Consider the following 22,671-nt stretch of genomic DNA (forward strand, 5'->3'; position numbering starts at 1 on the left):
TTCGTCAGCTATTGCTGGTCCGATTCTGCCAGGTCATCTTGGTCCTGGCCCAGGAGCGATAATTCCAACAATGCGTATCGGTGCTCAACAAAGTTATGAACGTTGTTGGCCACCGCCAGTTTGAACAGAGCCGTAGCGCTGTCCAAATCCCCCAGACTTAGGTAGTACTTACCTAAATAGAAGTTGGTTTCACTGAGATGCTCAGCGAGCGAGGTGTTATCCGTTGCGTCCGCCTTGAGACGTTCCATCAGCGTTGCTTCGCTAATGTCGCCCAGGTAGAACTCGACAATGTTCCATCCCCATTGCTCTTTATCCGATTTCTCGAAGCGCGCTTTTAACGCTTCTTTCGCCTGCTTCTCATTAAGCTTCTGCTCAACAAGATACAACCACAGGCTGCGATAAGGATCATTGGGATCGTCTTGATAAAACGCCAGCAGATCATCTTGCGCTAACTTATCACGGCCGCCGTAATACAATGCGATACCGCGGTTTAAGTGCGCGTAGTTGTAAGTTGGATCAAGCTCTAGTACAGAATCAAACGCTTCATAGGCAGCATCAAAATTGCCTGCCTGCGTTAAATAAATACCTAAGTAATTGAATACCTCAGGCATATCCGGTCTGATTGCCAGCGCTTGTGAAAAATCATTTCGCGCTAGTGCCCTCAAACCAAGACTATCATACAACACTCCGCGCTCATATAAAAGCTGTGCGCGTTCGTCATCGGTTAAAGCCCGACTGGCAAGAATCTGTTCCATGCGCGCCAGAATCACTTCCTGCTGTAACGTCGGTTGCAATGGCACTGCGAGGACCTCACTTTTACGCCAGCCGGAATTACTGCATCCTGCCAGCGTGAGTGCTGTCGCAACGAAACACCAGCGCAAAAAAGGCTTCATTTCCCACTCCCGAAGACAACGATTGAATGAACGTCCTGTTCCCCGGTGGCTCAACAAGGCGTCCAGCCAGGTCAAAAGCCCTCCGCAATGCGGAGGGCAAAAGGCAACCTTACTCGCCCTGTTCGCTCGCCGGAGCTTCCGGGGCAGCCGCAGGTTGAGACTGCTCGGTTGCTTCTTTAATGCTCAGACGAACGCGGCCCTGGCGGTCAACCTCCAGAACTTTAACCGGGACTTCCTGGCCCATCTGCAGGTAGTCAGTCACTTTCTCTACGCGCTTATCCGCAATTTGAGAAATGTGAACCAGACCTTCTTTACCGCCGCCAATGGCAACAAACGCGCCAAAGTCAACGATACGGGTCACTTTACCATTGTAGATGCGGCCCACTTCGATTTCCGCAGTGATCTCTTCAATACGACGGATAGCGTATTTCGCTTTTTCACCGTCGGTCGCGGCGATCTTCACCGTACCGTCATCTTCGATTTCAATAGTGGTGCCAGTTTCTTCGGTCAGCGCACGGATCACAGAACCGCCTTTACCGATCACATCTTTGATCTTGTCCGTACTGATCTTAATGGTGTGAATACGCGGTGCGAATTCAGAGATATCGCCGCGCGGCGCATTGATCGCCTGTTCCATCACGCCCAGGATGTGCAGACGGGCACCTTTCGCTTGATTCAGCGCTACCTGCATGATCTCTTTGGTGATGCCTTCAATTTTGATATCCATCTGCAGCGCAGAGATACCGTCGCGGGAACCCGCCACTTTGAAGTCCATATCGCCCAGGTGATCTTCGTCGCCCAGGATATCAGACAACACAACGTAGTTGTCGCCTTCTTTTACCAGGCCCATCGCGATACCGGCCACGGCGGCTTTGATCGGCACGCCAGCGTCCATCAGCGCCAGAGAAGCACCGCACACGGAAGCCATGGAGGAAGAACCGTTGGATTCAGTGATCTCAGACACCACGCGAACGGTGTACGGGAATTTGTCCATATCCGGCATCACCGCCAGCACGCCACGCTTCGCCAGGCGACCGTGACCAATTTCACGACGCTTCGGAGAACCGACCATGCCGGTTTCGCCTACGGAGTACGGAGGGAAGTTGTAGTGGAACAAGAAGGTATCGGTACGTTCGCCCATCAACTCATCCAGCACCTGCGCGTCACGAGCGGTACCCAGCGTTGCAGTAACCAGTGCCTGCGTTTCGCCACGGGTGAACAACGCGGAACCATGGGTACGCGGCAGCACGCCTGTACGCACGTCCAGACCACGGATCATGTCTTTTTCACGGCCATCGATACGCGGTTCGCCTGCCAGTACACGGCTACGAACGACGTTTTTCTCGATCGCGTGCAGAATTTCACCCAGCTCGTTAGCATCCAGGGTTTCGTCTTCTGCCATAAGCGTTTCGATGGTTTCAGATTTGATCACGTCAACCTGAGCGTAACGCTCTTGTTTGTCGGTGATGCGATACGCGTCGCTCAGGCGAGACTCCGCCAGTTGAGCCACGCGCGCGTTCAAGGCGTCGTTGACAGCTTCCGGCTGCCAGTCCCAACGCGGTTTACCCGCCTCTTTCACCAGGTCGTTGATCGCCTGGATAACCACCTGCTGCTGTTCGTGACCGAATACCACCGCGCCCAGCATCGTATCTTCGCTCAACAATTCGGCTTCGGATTCCACCATCAGCACAGCGGCTTCAGTACCGGCAACCACCAGATCCAGTTTGCTTTCTTTCAGCTCGTCCTGCGTTGGGTTCAACACGTACTGCTCGTTGATATAACCCACGCGCGCCGCGCCAATGGGGCCGTTGAATGGAATACCAGACAGCGACAACGCAGCGGAGGCGCCGATCATCGCAACGATGTCAGGGTTAACCTGCGGATTCACGGAAACCACGGTCGCAATGACCTGCACTTCGTTGACGAAACCCTCCGGGAATAGTGGGCGAACCGGGCGGTCAATCAGACGCGCGATCAGGGTTTCGCCTTCACTCGGACGGCCTTCACGGCGGAAGAAGCTACCCGGAATACGGCCAGCAGCGTAGGTACGCTCCTGATAGTTAACGGTCAGCGGGAAGAAATCCTGGCCTGGTTTGGCTTTTTTCTGCCCCACAACGGTAACGAATACGGCGGTGTCATCCATGCTAACCATAACGGCGGCAGTGGCCTGACGCGCCATCATGCCAGTTTCCAGCGTAACGGTATGCTGACCGTACTGGAATTTACGAACGATCGGATTAAGCAAAATAATATCCTTTCCAAATTTTGACGGCACAACAGGCGCCGTCGTTAATACCCGATCTTCTGCGCATCCTCGCGACTAATGACAACCCTAACCCACGCTTATGGGTGAAGCCTCTCATTAGCCGCGCGAACCTCTGCAACGGAAGATCATTCATAGCAACAATACATTAGTTTCCAGTGAATTGCTGCCGTCCACTTGAAAAAAGGGGCCGTAAGGCCCCTTTTTTTGAAACTCGCAAAAATTAGCGACGCAGGCCCAGACGCTCAATAAGCTGAGTGTAGCGTGCAACATCTTTACGTTTCAGGTAGTCGAGCAGTTTACGACGCTGAGAAACCATGCGCAGCAGACCACGACGGCTGTGGTGATCTTTTTTGTGCTCTGCAAAGTGACCCTGCAGGTGGTTAATCTGTGCAGTTAACAGAGCAACCTGAACATCGGTAGAACCGGTGTCGTTTGCATCACGACCAAACTCTGCAACGATTTTAGCTGTAGCTTCAGTACTTAGAGACATTTTAAAACTCCAAAGTATTTAAGAATGAGAGGACGCCGATCTCTAATTCAGCGATCCCAGTATATACACTTCACCCTTCAAACTGCCTCAACATTAGCTGCGTCTGCTCACCTCAGCCACTTACGCCACTTACTTGCGTAAACGCCTGAAGATGTAATGAGGGACATGCTTATCCCTCACCAGAGGCAGCCTTCGGCTGTGCAAATTCGTTCCAGACGAATTTGTCTCTTCCTTGCCGCCTTAATGCAGTCCGAATGATGTTGTGTACACGCCCGCAGATTGTTAAACAATTTACGCGACGTTAAGCGGCGGTATTCTACTCGCAGCGCTCTTTTATCGCAAGACGAAGCAACGCTACGCCGGGTATTCTACTACCAGGCGGCGGGGCGCGACGCGGCCTTCATCGTCAATCTCGCCCATGCCAATAAACTTCCCGTCTTCGCCTTCCGTCACACGGACCAGTCCATCCAGCGGCGCGCCAGCGGTGCGAACCGGATTACCGTTTTTGAAGTACACAGAAGATGTTAACGGCAGATTGACAATAGGGTAGTCCGAAGCCGGACTATCCATCGGCATCAGTAGCGGATCAAGCAGTTCTCCGGCACCAATCCCCTGTTGTTCCGCCTGTTCAACCAGCGCACGCAGTTGCTCCAGCGTCACCATACGATCGACCGGATACTTACTGACGCTCAGGCGACGCAGGTAAATGACATGGGCGCCGCAGCCCAGCTTCTCACCCAAATCATCGATGATGGTGCGGATGTAGGTACCTTTCGAGCAGTGCACTTCCAGCTCCAGTTCATCCCCTTCATGGCGAATGAACAGCAACTCATAGACGGTGATCGGCCTGGCCTCACGAGGAACTTCAATTCCCTGACGAGCGTATTCGTACAGTTTTTTCCCCTGATACTTCAGAGCGGAATACATCGACGGAACCTGTTCGATATCGCCACGGAAGGTATCAAGCGCAGCGGCAAGCTGTTCGGGCGTAAAGTTCACCGGGCGCTCCTGTACGATCTGCCCGTCGGCATCAGAAGTGTCGGTACGCTGTCCCAGACGGGCAATCACCCTATAACGCTTGTCTGAGTCCAGCAGATACTGCGAAAACTTGGTCGCTTCACCGAGGCAAATCGGCAACATGCCGGTCGCCAGCGGGTCCAGAGCGCCGGTATGCCCGGCGCGGTTGGCGTTATAGATGCGCTTAACCTTCTGTAGCACGTCATTGCTGGACATGCCCTGTGGCTTATCCAGTAACAAAACGCCGTGAATGTCGCGGCCACGACGACGAGGACGACTCATTAGTCCTCCTTGCTGTCGTCCGGGTTCACACGACGCTCTTCGTCATGTTTCACCACGTTAGTCACCAGGTTGGACATACGCATCCCTTCGACCAGCGAGTTGTCGTAGAAGAAGGTCAGTTCCGGCACAATACGCAGGCGCATCGCTTTACCCAACAAGGTACGGATAAAACCGGACGCTTCCTGTAACGCTTTGATGCCCGCTTTTACCGCGTCTTCATCTTTGTCGTTCAGGAAGGTCACGTAGACTTTGGCATAGGCCAAGTCACGAGACATCTCGACACCGGATACAGTGGTCATCATACCGAGACGCGGATCTTTAATTTCGCGTTGCAGGATGATAGCAATCTCTTTTTGCATCTCCTGCGCCACGCGCTGTGGGCGACCGAATTCTTTCGCCATAATCAATTCTCCAGAATAAAGACAAAAAAGGGGCCATCAGCCCCTTTTGAAATTCATGCCGGGTGGCGCTTCGCTTACCCGGCCTACGCAAAATAATCTTCTAAGTATTTTAGGTTGCAGCAAGGCGGCAAGCGTGTGACAAATTCGTTGGGAACGAATTGACACAGCCGAAGGCTGACCTCCGGTGAGGGATATAGGTGTCCCTCATCCATCCCCGGTGACATCGATAACGATGTCACCGGGGTGAACACACGTCGCCAACACAGCTGCGGCCCGAAAGACGACGAAGATTATGCGATGGTACGTTGGATCTCGATAATCTCGAACACCTCGATCATATCGCCAGCGCGGACGTCGTTGTAGTTTTTCACGCCAATACCACATTCCATGCCGTTACGGACTTCGTTAACATCATCTTTGAAGCGGCGCAGGGATTCCAGCTCGCCTTCGTAGATAACCACGTTGTCGCGCAGAACACGAATCGGGTTGTGACGTTTAACCACGCCTTCAGTTACCATACAGCCCGCAATAGCGCCGAATTTCGGCGATTTGAACACATCGCGCACTTCAGCCAGACCGATGATCTGCTGTTTCAGTTCCGGAGACAGCATACCGCTCATCGCCGCTTTTACTTCGTCGATCAGGTTATAGATGACGGAGTAATAACGCAGATCCAGACTTTCAGATTCGATCACTTTACGTGCGGAAGCATCTGCACGCACGTTAAAGCCAACCAGAATCGCGTTGGACGCCGCAGCAAGTGTAGCGTCGGTTTCGGTGATACCTCCCACGCCAGAACCGATGATCTTCACTTTGACTTCGTCGGTAGACAGTTTCAGCAAGGAATCGGAGATGGCTTCTACGGAGCCCTGAACGTCAGCCTTCAGCACGATGTTCACTTCGTGAACTTCGCCTTCGGTCATGTTGGCGAACATGTTCTCAAGTTTCGATTTCTGCTGACGCGCCAGTTTCACTTCACGGAATTTGCCCTGACGGTACAACGCAACTTCACGCGCTTTCTTCTCGTCACGTACCACGGTCACTTCGTCACCCGCAGCCGGAACACCGGACAGGCCCAGAATTTCCACCGGAATAGACGGACCCGCTTCCAACACTTCCTGACCCAGTTCGTTACGCATCGCGCGCACGCGACCGTATTCGAAGCCACACAGAACGATATCGCCCTTATGCAGCGTACCTTCGCGAACCAGAACGGTTGCAACCGGACCACGACCTTTATCCAGGAAGGATTCGATCACCGCGCCGCTCGCCATACCTTTACGAACGGCTTTCAGTTCCAGAACTTCGGCCTGCAGCAGGATAGCGTCCAGCAGTTCGTCAATACCGGTTCCGGCTTTTGCCGAGACGTGGACAAACTGGCTTTCGCCACCCCACTCTTCCGGCAGAATACCGTACTGGGACAGTTCGTTTTTAACGCGATCCGGATCGGCTTCCGGCTTATCGATTTTGTTCACTGCCACCACGACCGGCACACCTGCCGCTTTCGCGTGCTGGATAGCCTCGATAGTTTGCGGCATCACGCCATCGTCCGCGGCAACAACCAGAACCACAATATCTGTTGCCTGCGCACCACGCGCACGCATGGAGGTAAACGCGGCGTGGCCCGGGGTATCCAGGAAGGTGATCATCCCGTTGTCAGTTTCAACATGATACGCACCGATATGCTGGGTAATACCGCCCGCTTCGCCAGAGGCGACTTTCGTTGAACGAATATAGTCCAGCAGAGAGGTCTTACCATGGTCAACGTGACCCATGATGGTCACGACCGGTGCGCGCGGCTCAGCCGCAGCGCCGGTGTCACGGTCGCTCATTACCGCTTCTTCCAGTTCGTTTTCACGACGCAGGATAACCTTGTGGCCCATCTCTTCGGCAACCAGCTGTGCGGTTTCCTGGTCGATGACCTGGTTGATGGTGGCCATTGCGCCCAGTTTCATCATCGCTTTGATGACCTGAGAACCTTTGACCGCCATCTTGTTCGCCAGTTCGCCAACGGTGATGGTTTCGCCGATCACCACGTCACGGTTAACGGCCTGGGCAGGCTTCTGGAAGCCTTGCTGCAGGGAGGACCCTTTACGCTTGCCGCCTTTGCCACCGCGAACTGCAGCACGAGCCTCTTCGCGATCGGCTTTCGATTCAGCGTGTTTGTTGCCTTTTTTCGCCGGGCGCGCCGCTTTCGCATTGCGGCCACGGCCACGGCCCCCTTCGACTTCACGATCGCTTTCGTCTTCGGCCTGGCGAGCGTGCTGAGAAGTGGTCACATGATAATCGCTGGTATCTTCAACCGGCTCCGCGTTATCGGTCCATTTGTTTTCTTCCGCCATGCGGCGAGCTTCTTCTGCTACACGACGCGCTTCTTCTTCAAGTTTGCGACGTGCTTCTTCTTCCGCTTTACGCTTCAGTTCTGCAGCTTCATTCTCACGGCGGGCTTTTTCGGCCTGGGCGGTTTTGGTCATATCGTCAGTCTGTTGATTGCTCACTTTGTCTTTTTCCGCAGCTTCACGTTTCGCTTTTTCAGCGGCTTCACGCTTAGCTTGTTCTGCGGCCTCGCGTTCAGCTTTTTGTTGCGCCTCGCGTTTGGCCTGTTCTTCTGCCTCACGACGGGCTTGCTCTTCCGCTTCACGCTGCGCCTGTTCTTCCGCGGCAAGGCGTTCTGCCTCTTGCGGGTCGCGTTTTACAAAGGTGCGCTTCTTGCGGACTTCGATTTGTACCGATTTACTTTTTCCACCGGTACCAGGAATATTCAGAGTGCTACGCGTTTTACGCTGCAGCGTCAATTTATCGGGACCTGAACCCGCTTCGCGGTTCAGGTGCGCCTGTAAAGCTTGTTTCTCTTGTGCGGACACAGAGTCATCAGCAGACTTCCGGATACCTGCATCAGCAAACTGCTGTACCAGGCGATCCACGGAAATCTGTCTCTCTGCGGCCAGCGCTTTTACGGTTACATCTGTCATGCTGTTCCTTCCTGCTACAGTTTATTACGCTTCGTCGCCGAACCAGCAAATATTACGGGCAGCCATAATCAGCTCACCGGCTTTTTCGTCGGTCAACCCTTCGATATCAGCCAGATCATCAATGCCCTGGTCGGCGAGATCTTCCAGCGTACAAACACCACGAGCCGCCAGTTTGAAAGCCATATCGCGATCTAATCCTTCCAGATTTAGCAGATCGTCAGCCGGTTTGTTATCACCGAGGCTTTCTTCCTGGGCCTGCGCCAGTGTGGCCAGTGCGTTTTTAGCGCGCTCACGCAGCGCTTCAACGGTCGGCTCATCAAGGCCGTCAATTTCCAGCAGTTCTTTCATTGGCACATAGGCCAGTTCTTCGAGCGTGGAGAATCCTTCTTCTACCAGAACGGTCGCGAACTCTTCATCAATATCAAGATATTTAGTAAAGATCTCGATAGCGGCATGGGTTTCAGCCTGATGTTTAGCCTGCAGGTCATCAACGGTCATTACGTTGAGCTCCCAGCCGCTCAGCTGCGAAGCCAGGCGGACGTTCTGACCATTACGTCCGATCGCCTGCGCCAGGTTACCGGCTTCAACGGCGATATCCATGGTATGTTTATCTTCGTCTACCACGATAGAAGCGACGTCTGCTGGTGCCATCGCATTAATGACAAACTGCGCCGGGTTATCATCCCACAAGACGATATCAATACGCTCGCCGCCCAGTTCGGTAGAGACAGCCTGAACACGCGCGCCGCGCATACCTACACAGGCGCCAACCGGATCGATACGCTTGTCGTTGGTTTTCACCGCGATCTTCGCGCGAGAACCCGGATCGCGAGCCGCCGCTTTAATTTCAATCACTTCTTCGCCGATTTCTGGCACTTCAATGCGGAACAGTTCGACCAGCATTTCCGGCTTGGAACGGGTGACGAACAGTTGCGCACCGCGCGCTTCCGGACGAACGGCATAAAGTACCCCGCGGATACGGTCGCCGGGGCGGAAGTTTTCGCGCGGCAGCATATCCTCGCGAAGGATGACCGCTTCAGCGCTCCCCGCCATCCCTTCGGATTTGATTTCCAAAGAGATATTATCACGGTTAACTTTCTTGACGACGCCGGTGACGATTTCACCTTCCTGATCGCGGAACTGATCCACGACCATTGCCCGTTCGGCTTCACGCACTTTCTGGACGATAACCTGTTTTGCGGTCTGGGTGGTAATACGGTCAAAGGTGACAGATTCAATCTGATCTTCAACATAATCGCCAACGTTCAGGCTTTCGTCTTCGAAACGCGCCGCTTCCAGCGTAATTTCCTTCGTTGGCAGAGTCACTTCTTCAACAACCAACCAACGGCGGAAAGTATCAAAATCGCCGCTTTTACGATCGATTTCTACACGAACATCGATCTCCTGCTCATATTTTTTCTTTGTCGCTGTCGCCAGCGCACTTTCCAGCGCTTCAAAAATTTTTTCGCGTGGCAGCGCTTTTTCGTTGGAGACGGCTTCAACAACAGCCAAAATTTCTTTGTTCATCGCGGGCTTTTCACCTCATCCAGACTGTTAAAAGTGGGGAACCAGGTTCGCCTTCTGGATATTACTCAGCGCGAACACTTCATCTTTGCCTTCGACTGTGACGGTGATCATTTCACCGTCCACCGCTTTGATAATGCCCTGCCACTTGCGGCGGTTTTGTACCGCCATGCGAAGAACCAGCGCGACCTCTTCACCCAGGAAACGCGCATAATGATCGGCAGTGAACATAGGACGGTCGAGACCCGGTGACGAGACTTCCAGGTTGTAAGCCACGGAGATAGGATCTTCAACGTCCAGCACCGCGCTTACCTGGTGGCTCACATCAGCGCAATCATCAACATTGATGCCATCTTCACTATCAATATAGATGCGCAGTGTGGATGTGCGACCGCGAATAAATTCGATGCCGACCAGCTCATAACCCAAGGCTTCAACTGGTGCTGTAATCATCTCTGTTAATTTTTGCTCTAATGTGGACAAGCCCACCCCCAAGACATAAAAAAAGGGCCTAAAGCCCAGTTATTCTGTAGTCAGATAACAAAAAACCCCGATAAATCGGGGCTTTAGATAACTGAACCCTATAACCGCAACGGCGGTCTGGTGTACCTTCCGGAAGAATTTTTTTCAAATCCAGCTACGAAGGACATAGTCTTCACTAGTATATTTGAAAAAGAACTCTAAGGGAAAGTGGTTGCGGGGGCCGGATTTGAACCGACGACCTTCGGGTTATGAGCCCGACGAGCTACCAGGCTGCTCCACCCCGCGCCTGAAACGTGGCAAATTTTACTCGTTTTGGGCAAAATTTGCAAATACTGCTGGGATTTGGTACCGAGGACGGGACGTAAAATCTGCGCGTATTATAGTGAGCAGGCATAAGCGATGTCAACCTTAATCCCAATATGCAGATAAATGAATACCACCTTCGTCATACTTTTCCGTCTCTCTTTGGCTTACGCCGCATATTTCACAACGTTATTTTACTAAACCCTCACTAAACGCTTCCTGTCTCTGCTAAAAGATGTTTAAATGAAAACTCATTTATTTTGCATAAAAATGCATTGACGCAGAAAACCGATCTCATTATCAGTCAATCAAGCAGGGTTCTATTCTATGACGACGATTCTTAAGCATCTTCCAGCAGGTCAACGTATTGGTATCGCTTTTTCCGGCGGTCTGGACACCAGCGCCGCACTGCTGTGGATGCGACAAAAAGGAGCTGTCCCATATGCCTATACTGCGAATCTGGGACAACCGGATGAGGATGACTATGACGCCATTCCTCGTCGCGCAATGGAGTATGGCGCAGAGAACGCTCGCCTGATTGATTGCCGCAAGCAGCTGGTTGCAGAAGGGATCGCGGCGATTCAGTGCGGAGCTTTCCATAATACGACTGGCGGACTGACCTATTTCAATACCACGCCGCTGGGTCGTGCCGTGACTGGCACAATGCTGGTCGCCGCCATGAAAGAAGACGGTGTGAATATCTGGGGCGATGGTAGTACCTATAAAGGCAACGATATTGAACGTTTCTACCGTTACGGCCTGCTGACCAATGCGGAACTGCAGATTTACAAACCATGGCTCGATACCGACTTTATCGATGAGCTGGGCGGTCGCCATGAGATGTCTGAGTTTATGATTGCCTGCGGCTTCGACTACAAAATGTCCGTTGAAAAAGCCTACTCCACCGACTCCAACATGTTGGGCGCGACGCACGAAGCGAAAGACCTCGAGTTCCTGAATTCCAGCGTCAAAATCGTCAACCCGATTATGGGCGTGAAGTTCTGGGACGAAAGCGTGAAGATCCCGGCAGAAGTTGTGACCGTCCGCTTCGAGCAGGGCCACCCTGTAGCCCTGAACGGTAAAACCTTCAGCGATGATGTTGAAATGATGCTGGAAGCGAATCGCATCGGTGGCCGCCACGGCCTGGGCATGAGCGACCAAATTGAAAACCGCATCATTGAAGCGAAAAGCCGTGGCATTTATGAAGCCCCCGGGATGGCACTGCTGCACATCGCTTATGAGCGTTTACTGACCGGTATCCACAATGAAGATACCATCGAACAGTATCATGCCCATGGCCGCCAACTGGGTCGTCTGCTGTATCAGGGTCGCTGGTTCGATTCTCAGGCGCTGATGCTGCGTGATGGCCTGCAGCGTTGGGTCGCCAGCCAGATTAGCGGGGAAGTGACGCTGGAACTGCGTCGCGGTAACGACTACTCCATTCTGAATACTGTATCCGATAATCTGACCTACAAGCCGGAGCGCTTGACGATGGAGAAAGGGGATTCTGTGTTCTCACCAGACGATCGTATCGGCCAGTTGACTATGCGTAATCTGGATATCACCGATACCCGTGAGAAACTGTTCAGTTATGCGAAAACCGGATTACTCTCCTCTTCTGCTTCCACTGGCGTGCCGCAGGTTGAGAATCTGGAAAATAGAGCGAAGTAACGGGATAAAGCCCTGTTGTCGGGTGGTGCCTCACTTATCCGACCTACATGACCTCTTCGCCACTTATTGATATCTCGTCATTCGTGGCTGGGTAAGGCAAAGCCGTCCCCGGCATAGAGGCTAATCTCTACTCTGTTCGCAATCGGAAAGGCCGCGCAAGCGGCTTTTTTATGGGCAATAAAGTGGAATGATTCGCTTGCTGCAGCACCTGATGGAGAATAAATCGCGCTTCTACTACACGTTCACTACGCGTAGACTGGCAGACATGCAGCTCGCTGAACGATTCAAAGGCCAACGATGATTTCCCACAAACACCTCTCTTCGTATATCAGAGCGTTACATGTCCCGGACTCGAAACGTCCTTGCCAGTTATTATCTGACAACGAATCGATATATAGCGAAGATAATGTATTAATACATCAGAAAGTGAGTACCTGGCTATTTGAAGATGGCGTGGTGATTCGCTGCGAATATGAAGAAGAACAAGGTCAACACAGCGACGCAAGCTGTTTACCCTGCTGGATCGAGTTTAAAGTACAGGAAATCAGGAATGATGCTGTCGCGATATCGCCGGCACTAAAGCGTTTTACTAACCGATGCCAAATCAAAACCTGGCTTCAGTTCAATAGCGACACCTGACTGAGCGCCCCTGCAACACTTCGCAAAAAGGCTACATCGTTGAGAAAACTACAGACAAAAAAAGACGCTTCGCAGCGTCTCTTTTCTGAAAGATTGGTACCGAGGACGGGACTTGAACCCGTAAGCCCTATTGGGCACTACCACCTCAAGGTAGCGTGTCTACCAATTCCACCACCTCGGCACGGATACTACTATTAGCGCGGGATATCGCTGGTCGGCTGAGCCGGTGCAGCTGGCTGAGTTTGCTCAGTTTTAGCTGGCGCGCTCAGGTTTTCCCACTCACTTCCTTTATTGGTCTTGTTGCTATTGATGTTACCCAGCACCAGACTGATGATGAAGAACAGCGTCGCCAGTACTGCCGTCATTCGGGTCATGAAGTTACCAGAACCACTTGAACCAAACAGCGTAGCGGAAGCGCCTGCTCCGAAGGAGGCTCCCATATCAGCGCCTTTACCTTGCTGCAGCATAATCAGACCAACAAGGCCAATTGCCACAATAAGGAAAACAACTAAAAGAGCTTCGTACATAATCAACCTGTTCCTTGCGGAGTTGCCGCGTACCAATGCTTCTACCAATAAAGCGGGATGTTACTGTTTCCCACTGAAGCGGGTGTGAATACTAACCAAAGCGAATGACCTTCGCAAGGGCAATTTAAGTGCATTGTATCAACTGCGGAAAAAAACAGCAAAAGCGTTGTTTTTTGCGGGTACCTGGGCGGCAAGCGCCGCCTTTTTAGTCACTTAAATGATTAAACGGCTTTTACCGCGTCCGCGATACGATGGGCGAATTCAGTTACCTGCGCTTCGTCCTCGCCTTCAACCATTACGCGAATCAGCGGCTCGGTACCCGATTTACGCAGCAGGACGCGGCCACGGCTACCCAGCGCCGCTTCGACCTCTGCCATCACGGCTTTCACCGTTTCGTTTTCCAGCGGATCGCCGCTACCAGCGGTATAACGCACATTAACCAAAATCTGCGGGAACATTTTCATGCCGCTGCACAGATCGTGCAGACTCATATGATTACGCACCATTGCCGCGAGGACTTGTAGCCCCGCAACAATACCGTCGCCAGTTGTGGTTTTATCCAACAGGATCACATGGCCAGAGTTTTCCGCGCCGATGCGCCAGCCTTTTTCCTGCAATTTTTCCAGCACGTAGCGGTCACCCACCTTCGCCCGGGCAAACGGAATACCCAGCTGTTTAAGTGCCAGCTCCAGTCCCATATTGCTCATTAACGTTCCCACCGCGCCGCCACGCAACTGGCCCTGTCGCAACCCTTCACGGGCGATGATATACATGATCTGATCGCCATCAACTTTATTGCCTTCATGGTCAACCATGATGACCCGGTCGCCATCGCCGTCAAGCGCGATACCGAGGTTGGCTTTTTCTGCCAACACGCGCGCTTGCAGCGCACGCACGTCAGTTGCGCCCACTTCTTCGTTAATGTTGACCCCGTTTGGCTCACAGCCGATGGCGATAACGGTCGCCCCTAACTCGCGCAGCACATTTGGCGCGATATGGTAGGTGGCACCGTTGGCGCAATCTACCACCACTTTCAGTCCATTGAGACTCAGTTCGTTCGGGAAGGTGCCTTTACAGAACTCAATATAGCGTCCGGCGGCGTCGACAATGCGGCTCGCTTTCCCCAGTTCGGCGGAGTCCACGCAGGTGATCTCTTTTTCCATTTCAGCTTCGATGGCTTCTTCCACATCATCCGGCAGTTTCGTACCATCGATAGAGAAGAATTTAATCCCGTTATCATAAAATGGGTTATGCGAAGCTGAGATCACAATACCCGCCTCGGCGCGGAACGTTCGCGTCAGATAGGCGACGGCTGGCGTTGGCATCGGCCCGGTAAACGAGGCCGACAGCCCCGCAGCGGCAAGGCCCGCCTCCAGCGCCGACTCCAGCATATAGCCGGAAATACGCGTATCTTTACCGATAATGATTTTACGCGAACCATGACGCGCCAGCACTTTTCCGGCAGCCCACCCCAGTTTAAGCACAAAATCAGGTGTAATGGGGGCATCGCCTACACGCCCACGAATCCCATCGGTACCGAAATATTTACGATTACTCATAGCGTTTGTTTCCCTTTGCAGACAGAGTGGCTTCTACCACCCGCATCGCTTCTACGGTTTCTTTGACGTCATGGACGCGAATGATCTGCGCACCCTGCATTGCGGCAATTACTGCGCACGCGAGACTGCCGTTCAGACGGTCTGATGGTCCTACGTTAAGTAACTGGCCAACCATCGATTTACGTGACATGCCCACCAGCAGCGGCAGGTTAAAATGATGAAACTCACTCAGCCGTGCCAGTAAGGTATAGTTGTGAGAGAGATTTTTACCGAAACCGAATCCGGGGTCGAGTAACAATTTCTCTTTTGCGATGCCAGCCTTCTCACAACGTGCTATTTGCTCAATAAAGTAGCGATTTACCTCGGCAAAGACATCGTCGTATTTCGGCGCATCCTGCATAGTTTTGGGATTTCCCTGCATATGCATAAGACAGACCGGCAAATCGGCTTCTGCCGCGGCTTCCAATGCGCCAGGCACCGAGAGCGAACGGATATCGTTGATGATGTGCGCGCCCGCGCTGGCAGCTTCCCGGATCACCTCCGGCCTGGAGGTATCCACGGAAATCCATACTTCAAAACGTTGCGCTATGGCTTCCAGCACCGGAATAACGCGCTCCAGTTCTTCTTCCACGCTCACTTCCGCCGCGCCTGGTCGTGTTGATTCGCCGCCGACATCAATGATAGTCGCTCCGGCATTCACCATTAAATTCGCATGTTTCACCGCCTCCACCAGAGTGTTGTGCGCGCCGCCGTCGGAAAAAGAATCCGGCGTCACGTTCAGGATACCCATAACATGTGGATGAGTGAGATCGAGCGTGGCGCCCTGAGCGAAGAGTTTCATGGCCAAAATCCCTGTTTTATTTATGGTGAGTTAAAAAAGAAAAACCCCGGGGCAAGCCCCAGGGTTTCGGTGAGCGCTAAACATAGTGTTGTACGACCAACGCTTATTTGTCGCCCAGTTGCTCTGACATCGTGTTGCCCGGGTTCGGCGTGCGTGGTTCATCAACCGGACGCGGTGCCTGAGGCGTGCCATTGCTGTCAGAGTTATTGGTACCGTTTGGATCTTCCCAGCCCGCAGGCGGACGCACTTCACGACGCGCCATCAGGTCATCAATTTGCGGCGCGTCGATGGTTTCATATTTCATCAGCGCATCTTTCATCGCGTGCAAAATATCCATATTGTCAGTCAGGATCTGACGAGCGCGATTGTAGTTACGTTCAATCAGCGCTTTCACTTCCTGGTCGATGATACGCGCGGTTTCATCGGACATATGTTTCGCTTTTGCGACGCTACGGCCAAGGAACACCTCGCCCTCTTCTTCCGCATACAACAACGGACCGAGTTTTTCCGAGAAGCCCCACTGGGTCACCATATTACGCGCCAGGTTGGTCGCGACTTTAATATCGTTCGACGCACCGGTGGAAACATGTTCGACCCCGTAAATAATCTCTTCCGCCAGACGACCGCCGTACAGGGTAGAGATCTGGCTTTCCAGCTTCTGACGGCTGGCGCTGATCGCGTCGCCTTCAGGCAGGAAGAAGGTCACGCCCAACGCACGTCCACGCGGAATAATTGTTACCTTATGTACCGGATCGTGTTCCGGCACCAGGCGACCGATAATTGCGTGGCCCGCTTCGTGATACGCGGTGGATTCTTTCTGCGCTTCCGTCATCACCATGGAGCGTCGTTCCGCCCCCATCATGATTTTGTCTTTCGCTTTTTCGAACTCGACCATCGACACTACGCGCTTATTACCGCGTGCGGCAAACAGCGCCGCTTCGTTAACCAGGTTCGCCAAATCCGCCCCTGAGAAGCCCGGCGTACCGCGAGCAATAATCGCCGCATCGATATCCGTCGCTAGCGGTACGCGACGCATATGCACCTTCAGGATCTGTTCACGACCGCGAACGTCTGGCAGGCCAACCACCACCTGGCGGTCGAAACGGCCCGGACGCAGCAGCGCAGGGTCAAGGACGTCAGGACGGTTGGTCGCGGCGATAACAATAATGCCTTCATTACCTTCAAAGCCATCCATCTCAACCAGCATCTGGTTCAACGTCTGCTCACGTTCATCATGACCACCGCCGAGACCTGCGCCACGCTGGCGGCCTACGGCGTCGATTTCATCGATGAAGATAATACACGGGGCCGCTTTCTTGGCCTGTTCGAACATGTCACGTACACGAGAGGCACCGACACCAACGAACATTTCTACGAAGTCAGAACCGGAAATCGTGAAGAACGGCACCTTCGCTTCCCCCGCAATGGCTTTTGCCAACAGGGTTTTACCGGTACCCGGCGGGCCGACCATCAGGACGCCTTTCGGAATTTTACCGCCCAGCTTCTGGAAGCGGCTCGGTTCGCGTAGATATTCAACCAGTTCCGCCACTTCTTCTTTTGCTTCGTCACAGCCCGCGACATCGGCAAACGTGGTTTTGATCTGGTCTTCCGTCAGCATACGCGCCTTGCTCTTACCGAACGACATGGCGCCTTTGCCACCACCGCCCTGCATCTGACGCATGAAGAAGATCCAGACGCCAATCAGCAACAGCATCGGGAACCAGGAAATGAAGATAGAAGCCAGCAGGCTTGGCTCTTCGGGTGGTTCGCCAACAACCTTGACGTTTTTAGTCAGCAGGTTATCGAGCAGCTTCGGATCATTAATCGGAATGTAAGTCGTGTAACGGTTACTATCTTTCTTGGTAACGTTGATCTCACGTCCGTTGATACGCGCTTCGCGAACCTGGTCCTGATTGACCTCTTGCAGGAAGGTAGAGTAATCCACCTTACGGCCATTAGACTCGCTGGGCCCAAAGCTCTGGAATACTGACATCAGCACAACGGCAATGACCAGCCAGAGTATTAGGTTTTTCGCCATGTCACTCAAGGGATTAACCTCTTATTACAACTGTGTTAAAAACAGCGTCAGGATACTCTATATCCAGTTTCTTTCAAACTTTACGTCTGAAATCTGCCGGTTATCACTTTCGCCCGGTCGCTACAATGTACACTTCACGCGAACGCGCACGCGAAGAGTCCGGCTTACGAACTTTGACTTTCGTAAACAGGGAGCGAATTTCCCTTAGATACTCATCGAAACCTTCGCCCTGGAACACCTTCACTACAAAACTTCCGCCTGGCGCCAGCACATCACGGCACATCTCTAACGCCAGCTCCACCAGATACATGGCGCGGGGGATATCCACCGCCGGTGTTCCGCTCATGTTTGGTGCCATATCCGACATGACAACTTGTACTTTACTGTCACCCACGCGTTCCAGTAACGCTTTCATGACAAGTTCATCACGAAAATCGCCCTGAAGAAAGTCCACACCAACGATAGGATCCATAGGTAAAAGATCGCAAGCGATGATGCGCCCTTTGCCGCCAATCTGCGAGACCACATATTGTGACCAGCCTCCTGGCGCAGCACCGAGATCGACTACCGTCATTCCCGGCTTAAAGAGTTTGTCACTTTGCTGTATTTCATCAAGTTTAAACCAGGCACGGGAGCGTAGCCCCTTTTTCTGCGCCTGTTGAACATATTTATCGCTAAAGTGTTCCTGAAGCCAGCGGCTTGAGCTGGCAGAACGCTTTTTACCTGTCATTTAACTTTCCCATCAGGGCAGTTCATCGTAACCAATGACGTAAATTTCTCCACGCCTGTTTGGCGATATAAGGGAGATGGCGGTAGAATGACCCGTTTTCAATCCCAACGTAAGCAAAAATATACGATGAATCTGAGTACTAAACAAAAACAGCACCTAAAAGGTCTGGCACATCCGCTCAAGCCTGTTGTTATGCTTGGCAATAATGGTTTGACCGAAGGGGTACTGGCCGAGATTGAACAAGCGTTAGAGCACCATGAACTTATCAAGGTGAAAATCGCCTCGGAAGATCGCGAAACAAAAACCTTGATCGTGGACGCTATCGTGCGCGAAACCGGTGCCTGTAACGTACAGGTCATCGGTAAAACGCTGGTGCTGTATCGCCCGACTAAAGAGCGTAAAATCTCGCTGCCGCGCTAAGGATATCCTAAAGTCGAACACAAAATCTGTGTAAAACGAGGGGTTTTCCGCGAGCAGGAGAGCAAAATGCCACGCTCTCTCCGTTGATAAAAGGCCGCTATGCGGCCTTTTTCCTTTCTTTACAATACACCAACAAATTGCGTATTGGGTAATGCTTAGAGGTATTCCACTTTAAGCACTTCGTATTCCACATCGCCGCCAGGCGTCTTGATCACGACGACGTCATCCTGTTCCTTGCCGATCAGGCCGCGAGCGATGGGCGAGTTTACCGAAATGAGGTTTTGCTTAAAATCCGCCTCATCATCGCCAACAATACGGTAAGTCTGTTCTTCATCGGTGTCCAGATTCAGCACCGTAACCGTTGCGCCAAAAATCACGCGGCCATTGTTCGGCATTTTGGTGACATCAATCACCTGCGCATTCGACAGCTTCGCTTCGATATCTTTAATACGTCCTTCGCAGAAACCCTGCTGTTCGCGTGCAGCATGATACTCCGCGTTCTCTTTTAAATCGCCATGCTCGCGCGCTTCGGCGATAGCGGCGATAATTTCAGGACGACGCACAGATTTCAGAAAATCCAGCTCTTCGCGCAGTTTTTCGGCACCGCGTAAGGTCATCGGAATAGCTTGCATTTGTTATACCTCTTGAACATTCCTGTAGGGGGCAATGAACTCTACCCCGGCTGCTAAGCCAGCCCCGGCCTATGTCATACCAGGGTCAGAAACAAAAAAACACCAACCCGGGCGCATAGTCCCAGGTCAGCTACAATTTCTTCTTTGATAACCATTTTACCCTGGAGTTCCCTATGGGTCATCGTTTACTTTTTAGGGCGTTGCGCCGTAGTATGACGGCTTGTTTCCAGGGTGTTAGCGCGAGATTATGCGATTTTCCAGATTTATCATCGGATTGACCACCAGTATAACGTTCAGCGTTCAGGCCGCGAATGTTGACGAATATATCAAACAGCTTCCGGCCGGCGCCAACCTCGCGCTGATGGTGCAAAAGGTGGGCGCGCCCGCGCCTGCTATTGATTACCATAGTCAGCAGATGGCGCTGCCCGCCAGTACCCAAAAAGTGATTACCGCTCTGGCGGCACTGATACAGCTCGGCCCGGATTTCCGTTTTACGACGACGCTGGAGACCAAAGGCAGTGTCGATAATGGCATCTTAAAAGGAGACTTAATTGCACGCTTCGGCGGCGATCCAACGTTAAAGCGCCAGGATATTCGCAATATGGTCGCCACGCTGAAAAAGTCTGGCGTCACACAAATCACTGGCAATGTTCTGATCGACACGTCGATTTTCGCCAGCCATGATAAAGCGCCAGGCTGGCCCTGGAACGACCTGACGCAATGTTTCAGCGCGCCTCCCGCTGCCGCCATTGTTGACCGCAACTGTTTTTCTGTTTCGCTTTATAGCGCACAAAAACCGAACGATTTAGCCTTTATTCGCGTAGCCTCCTATTATCCGGTAACCATGTTCAGTCAGGTGCGGACCTTGCCGCGCGGTTCGGCAGAAGCGCAGTATTGCGAACTGGATGTCGTGCCTGGCGATTTGAACCGCTATACGCTTACCGGTTGTTTACCACAGCGTGCCGATCCACTGCCGCTGGCCTTCGCCATTCAGGATGGCGCCAGCTACGCGGGCGCCATCCTCAAGCAGGAACTGAAAGAGGCGGGAATTACTTATAGCGGTACGCTGCTGCGCCAGACACAGGTCAAGGAGCCCGGGACGATCGTGGCCAGTAAACAGTCGGCCCCGCTGCACGATCTGCTTAAGATTATGCTGAAAAAGTCAGACAACATGATCGCCGATACTGTTTTTCGGATGATTGGTCACGTCAGGTTTAACGTTCCCGGGACCTGGCGGGCAGGCTCGGATGCTGTTCGCCAGATCCTGCGCCAACAGGCGGGGATCGATATCGGCAATACGATTATCGCCGACGGTTCCGGATTATCACGCCACAACCTGATCGCCCCCGCTACCATGATGCAGGTGCTGCAATATATCGCCCAGCATGACAATGAACTGAACTTTATCTCCATGCTGCCGCTGGCGGGCTATGATGGTTCATTACAGTATCGTGCAGGGCTGCATCAGGCGGGTGTAGACGGTAAGGTCTCGGCGAAGACAGGCTCATTACAAGGGGTATATAACCTTGCGGGCTTTATCACCACCGCCAGTGGACAGCGGATGGCGTTTGTGCAGTATCTGTCCGGCTATGCCGTTCCACCTGCCGATCAGCGCAATCGTCGTATTCCGCTGGTGCGCTTTGAAAGTCGGTTGTACAAAGATATTTATCAGAACAACTAGGTGAGATTGTTGTGCCGGATAGTGACGCTAACGCGCCTTATCCGGCCTACGAAGAACATCACAAAACGGGCCGCAGATGCGGCCCGTTTTGTTGCTCGGATAAGCGCTGGCACCATCCGGCAAGGGCATTAACGCTTGTAAATGAACTCAACGCCTTTTTCGTCGTCTTCGTCCCAGTCGTCATCCCAGTCATCTTCCGCTTCATCTTCGACTTCAGCGAGCTGCTGACGATGGTAATCATCCCACATGAATTCGACTTTCTCCGGTTGCTGAGCTTCTTCCGCCTGCACAATCGGGTTCTCAATAATGAAGGTCATCACATCCCAACAGAGATCTTTCACCCCGAGCTGACTGGCCGCCGAAATCAGATAGTATTTTCCTTCCCAGCCCAGCGCTTCTGCGATCGCTTTCGCTTTGGTTTCTGCTTCTTCTTTGTCCAGCAAATCGATTTTGTTGAACACTAACCAGCGCGGTTTTGCTGCCAGATCCTGGCTGTATTTTTCCAGCTCGCCAATAATGATACGGGCGTTTTCTACCGGATCGGAGCCATCAATCGGATCGATATCAATGAGGTGCAGCAGTACACGGCAACGTTCGAGGTGCTTCAGGAAGCGAATCCCCAGGCCCGCGCCTTCTGCCGCGCCTTCAATCAGCCCCGGAATATCAGCCACCACAAAACTCTTTTCGTTGTCCATGCGCACAACGCCCAGGCTCGGCACCAGGGTGGTAAACGGATAATCGGCCACTTTCGGTTTCGCGGCGGATACTGCACGGATAAAGGTTGATTTACCCGCGTTTGGCATCCCCAGCATCCCCACGTCCGCCAGTAGCATCAGCTCCAGTAGCAGATCACGCTTATCACCTGGCGTGCCCATTGTCTTCTGGCGCGGCGTACGGTTTACCGAGGATTTAAACCGGGTGTTACCCAGACCGTGCCAGCCGCCTTTCGCGACCAACAGACGTTGACCATGTTTGGTCATGTCGCCCATGGTTTCACCGGTTCCCTGGTCGATAACGCGCGTCCCTACCGGTACTTTGATAGTAACGTCTTTACCGCGTTTACCGGTACAGTCACGGCTTGCGCCATTCTGACCACGTTCGGCGCGGAAAGATTTTTCAAAGCGGTAATCGATCAGTGTATTCAGGTTCTCGTCGGCTTCCAGCCAGACGTCGCCGCCGTCGCCACCGTCACCGCCGTCCGGTCCGCCTTTCGGAATATATTTTTCGCGACGGAAACTCACGCAGCCATTACCGCCATCGCCTGCAACGACCAGAATCGATGCTTCATCAACAAACTTCATT

Annotated in this window: 19 protein-coding genes and 2 tRNA genes; 4 read left to right on the plus strand and 17 right to left on the minus strand. The window is 52.8% G+C overall.

Going from position 1 to position 22,671, the window contains the following annotated elements:
- Positions 1 to 8: 8 nt before the first annotated feature.
- The 9 genes from nlpI to SBG_RS15105 form a co-directional block, all read right to left on the minus strand.
- Complete coding sequence (gene nlpI, locus SBG_RS15065) at positions 9 to 893, minus strand: lipoprotein NlpI (RefSeq protein ID WP_000802071.1); 885 nt, start codon at positions 891 to 893, stop codon at positions 9 to 11.
- Positions 894 to 1,002: 109 nt separating this feature from the next.
- Entirely contained in the window at positions 1,003 to 3,138 is a 2,136-nt protein-coding gene (gene pnp / locus SBG_RS15070; protein ID WP_015703031.1) for a polyribonucleotide nucleotidyltransferase, read from the minus strand.
- A 241-nt stretch (positions 3,139 to 3,379) separates the two neighbouring features.
- The gene (gene rpsO, locus SBG_RS15075) at positions 3,380 to 3,649 is read right to left on the minus strand and encodes a 30S ribosomal protein S15 (protein ID WP_000059463.1); all 270 of its coding nucleotides are present in this window, start codon (positions 3,647 to 3,649) and stop codon (positions 3,380 to 3,382) included.
- 354 nt (positions 3,650 to 4,003) lie between these two features.
- Positions 4,004 to 4,948 (minus strand): tRNA pseudouridine(55) synthase TruB, encoded by a 945-nt coding sequence (truB, locus tag SBG_RS15080; RefSeq protein ID WP_000089667.1) that lies wholly within the window; start codon positions 4,946 to 4,948, stop codon positions 4,004 to 4,006.
- On the minus strand, positions 4,948 to 5,349 hold the full coding sequence (rbfA, locus tag SBG_RS15085; RefSeq protein WP_001040203.1) for a 30S ribosome-binding factor RbfA: 402 nt from the start codon (positions 5,347 to 5,349) through the stop codon (positions 4,948 to 4,950). The genes truB and rbfA overlap by 1 nt, the downstream gene beginning before the upstream one ends.
- Positions 5,350 to 5,639: 290 nt before the next feature.
- Entirely contained in the window at positions 5,640 to 8,321 is a 2,682-nt protein-coding gene (infB, locus tag SBG_RS15090; RefSeq protein WP_000133073.1) for a translation initiation factor IF-2, read from the minus strand.
- Positions 8,322 to 8,345: 24 nt separating this feature from the next.
- Positions 8,346 to 9,848, minus strand: a complete 1,503-nt coding sequence (nusA, locus tag SBG_RS15095; protein ID WP_001031043.1) for a transcription termination factor NusA — start codon at positions 9,846 to 9,848, stop codon at positions 8,346 to 8,348.
- A gap of 27 nt (positions 9,849 to 9,875) precedes the next feature.
- Positions 9,876 to 10,328: a ribosome maturation factor RimP gene (rimP, locus tag SBG_RS15100; protein WP_024135124.1), complete on the minus strand. Its 453-nt coding sequence runs from the start codon at positions 10,326 to 10,328 to the stop codon at positions 9,876 to 9,878.
- Positions 10,329 to 10,536: 208 nt separating this feature from the next.
- A tRNA-Met gene (locus SBG_RS15105) sits at positions 10,537 to 10,613 on the minus strand.
- A gap of 345 nt (positions 10,614 to 10,958) precedes the next feature.
- On the opposite strand from SBG_RS15105, the gene argG reads away from it, so the two are divergent.
- Complete coding sequence (gene argG / locus SBG_RS15110) at positions 10,959 to 12,302, plus strand: argininosuccinate synthase (protein WP_000207651.1); 1,344 nt, start codon at positions 10,959 to 10,961, stop codon at positions 12,300 to 12,302.
- A gap of 297 nt (positions 12,303 to 12,599) precedes the next feature.
- Complete coding sequence (locus tag SBG_RS21130; protein WP_000623320.1) at positions 12,600 to 12,941, plus strand: hypothetical protein; 342 nt, start codon at positions 12,600 to 12,602, stop codon at positions 12,939 to 12,941.
- A 94-nt stretch (positions 12,942 to 13,035) separates the two neighbouring features.
- Here SBG_RS21130 and SBG_RS15120 read toward each other — a convergent pair.
- The 6 genes from SBG_RS15120 to rlmE form a co-directional block, all read right to left on the minus strand.
- Positions 13,036 to 13,122 (minus strand) — tRNA-Leu (locus SBG_RS15120).
- A gap of 13 nt (positions 13,123 to 13,135) precedes the next feature.
- The gene (secG, locus tag SBG_RS15125; protein ID WP_000272680.1) at positions 13,136 to 13,468 is read right to left on the minus strand and encodes a preprotein translocase subunit SecG; all 333 of its coding nucleotides are present in this window, start codon (positions 13,466 to 13,468) and stop codon (positions 13,136 to 13,138) included.
- 221 nt (positions 13,469 to 13,689) lie between these two features.
- Positions 13,690 to 15,027, minus strand: coding sequence for a phosphoglucosamine mutase (gene glmM, locus SBG_RS15130; RefSeq protein WP_000071160.1), 1,338 nt, complete (start codon positions 15,025 to 15,027; stop codon positions 13,690 to 13,692).
- A complete protein-coding gene (gene folP, locus SBG_RS15135) occupies positions 15,020 to 15,868 on the minus strand; it encodes a dihydropteroate synthase (RefSeq protein WP_000764717.1) in 849 nt (282 codons plus the stop codon). The genes glmM and folP overlap by 8 nt, the downstream gene beginning before the upstream one ends.
- A 103-nt stretch (positions 15,869 to 15,971) precedes the next feature.
- On the minus strand, positions 15,972 to 17,906 hold the full coding sequence (gene ftsH, locus SBG_RS15140) for an ATP-dependent zinc metalloprotease FtsH (RefSeq protein WP_001107481.1): 1,935 nt from the start codon (positions 17,904 to 17,906) through the stop codon (positions 15,972 to 15,974).
- A gap of 103 nt (positions 17,907 to 18,009) precedes the next feature.
- Complete coding sequence (gene rlmE / locus SBG_RS15145; protein WP_000145967.1) at positions 18,010 to 18,636, minus strand: 23S rRNA (uridine(2552)-2'-O)-methyltransferase RlmE; 627 nt, start codon at positions 18,634 to 18,636, stop codon at positions 18,010 to 18,012.
- A 126-nt stretch (positions 18,637 to 18,762) separates the two neighbouring features.
- On the opposite strand from rlmE, the gene yhbY reads away from it, so the two are divergent.
- A complete protein-coding gene (gene yhbY / locus SBG_RS15150) occupies positions 18,763 to 19,056 on the plus strand; it encodes a ribosome assembly RNA-binding protein YhbY (protein WP_001592995.1) in 294 nt (97 codons plus the stop codon).
- Positions 19,057 to 19,211: 155 nt separating this feature from the next.
- Here yhbY and greA read toward each other — a convergent pair whose 3' ends face one another.
- Positions 19,212 to 19,688, minus strand: coding sequence for a transcription elongation factor GreA (gene greA / locus SBG_RS15155; RefSeq protein WP_001148008.1), 477 nt, complete (start codon positions 19,686 to 19,688; stop codon positions 19,212 to 19,214).
- Between the two features lie 247 nt (positions 19,689 to 19,935).
- On the opposite strand from greA, the gene dacB reads away from it, so the two are divergent.
- Entirely contained in the window at positions 19,936 to 21,369 is a 1,434-nt protein-coding gene (gene dacB / locus SBG_RS15165; protein ID WP_001212693.1) for a serine-type D-Ala-D-Ala carboxypeptidase, read from the plus strand.
- A gap of 128 nt (positions 21,370 to 21,497) precedes the next feature.
- Here the strand turns inward: dacB and cgtA are convergent, their stop codons facing one another.
- Positions 21,498 to 22,670 (minus strand): Obg family GTPase CgtA, encoded by a 1,173-nt coding sequence (cgtA, locus tag SBG_RS15170; RefSeq protein ID WP_000673545.1) that lies wholly within the window; start codon positions 22,668 to 22,670, stop codon positions 21,498 to 21,500.
- Position 22,671 lies beyond the last annotated feature (1 nt).

Origin of the sequence: Salmonella bongori NCTC 12419 (genome assembly GCF_000252995.1) — a bacterium.
Classification (GTDB): Bacteria; Pseudomonadota; Gammaproteobacteria; order Enterobacterales; family Enterobacteriaceae; genus Salmonella; species Salmonella bongori.

Bases quoted from the DNA above. Each gene is read 5' to 3' on its own strand.
- nlpI (WP_000802071.1), bottom strand. From the start codon at position 893: ATGAAGCCTTTTTTGCGCTGGTGTTTCGTTGCGACAGCACTCACGCTG.
- rpsO (WP_000059463.1), bottom strand. From the start codon at position 3,649: ATGTCTCTAAGTACTGAAGCTACAGCTAAAATCGTTGCAGAGTTTGGT.
- truB (WP_000089667.1), bottom strand. From the start codon at position 4,948: ATGAGTCGTCCTCGTCGTCGTGGCCGCGACATTCACGGCGTTTTGTTA.
- rbfA (WP_001040203.1), bottom strand. From the start codon at position 5,349: ATGGCGAAAGAATTCGGTCGCCCACAGCGCGTGGCGCAGGAGATGCAA.
- infB (WP_000133073.1), bottom strand. From the start codon at position 8,321: ATGACAGATGTAACCGTAAAAGCGCTGGCCGCAGAGAGACAGATTTCC.
- nusA (WP_001031043.1), bottom strand. From the start codon at position 9,848: ATGAACAAAGAAATTTTGGCTGTTGTTGAAGCCGTCTCCAACGAAAAA.
- argG (WP_000207651.1), top strand. From the start codon at position 10,959: ATGACGACGATTCTTAAGCATCTTCCAGCAGGTCAACGTATTGGTATC.
- SBG_RS21130 (WP_000623320.1), top strand. From the start codon at position 12,600: ATGATTTCCCACAAACACCTCTCTTCGTATATCAGAGCGTTACATGTC.
- secG (WP_000272680.1), bottom strand. From the start codon at position 13,468: ATGTACGAAGCTCTTTTAGTTGTTTTCCTTATTGTGGCAATTGGCCTT.
- glmM (WP_000071160.1), bottom strand. From the start codon at position 15,027: ATGAGTAATCGTAAATATTTCGGTACCGATGGGATTCGTGGGCGTGTA.
- folP (WP_000764717.1), bottom strand. From the start codon at position 15,868: ATGAAACTCTTCGCTCAGGGCGCCACGCTCGATCTCACTCATCCACAT.
- ftsH (WP_001107481.1), bottom strand. From the start codon at position 17,906: ATGGCGAAAAACCTAATACTCTGGCTGGTCATTGCCGTTGTGCTGATG.
- rlmE (WP_000145967.1), bottom strand. From the start codon at position 18,636: ATGACAGGTAAAAAGCGTTCTGCCAGCTCAAGCCGCTGGCTTCAGGAA.
- yhbY (WP_001592995.1), top strand. From the start codon at position 18,763: ATGAATCTGAGTACTAAACAAAAACAGCACCTAAAAGGTCTGGCACAT.
- greA (WP_001148008.1), bottom strand. From the start codon at position 19,688: ATGCAAGCTATTCCGATGACCTTACGCGGTGCCGAAAAACTGCGCGAA.
- dacB (WP_001212693.1), top strand. From the start codon at position 19,936: ATGCGATTTTCCAGATTTATCATCGGATTGACCACCAGTATAACGTTC.
- cgtA (WP_000673545.1), bottom strand. From the start codon at position 22,670: ATGAAGTTTGTTGATGAAGCATCGATTCTGGTCGTTGCAGGCGATGGC.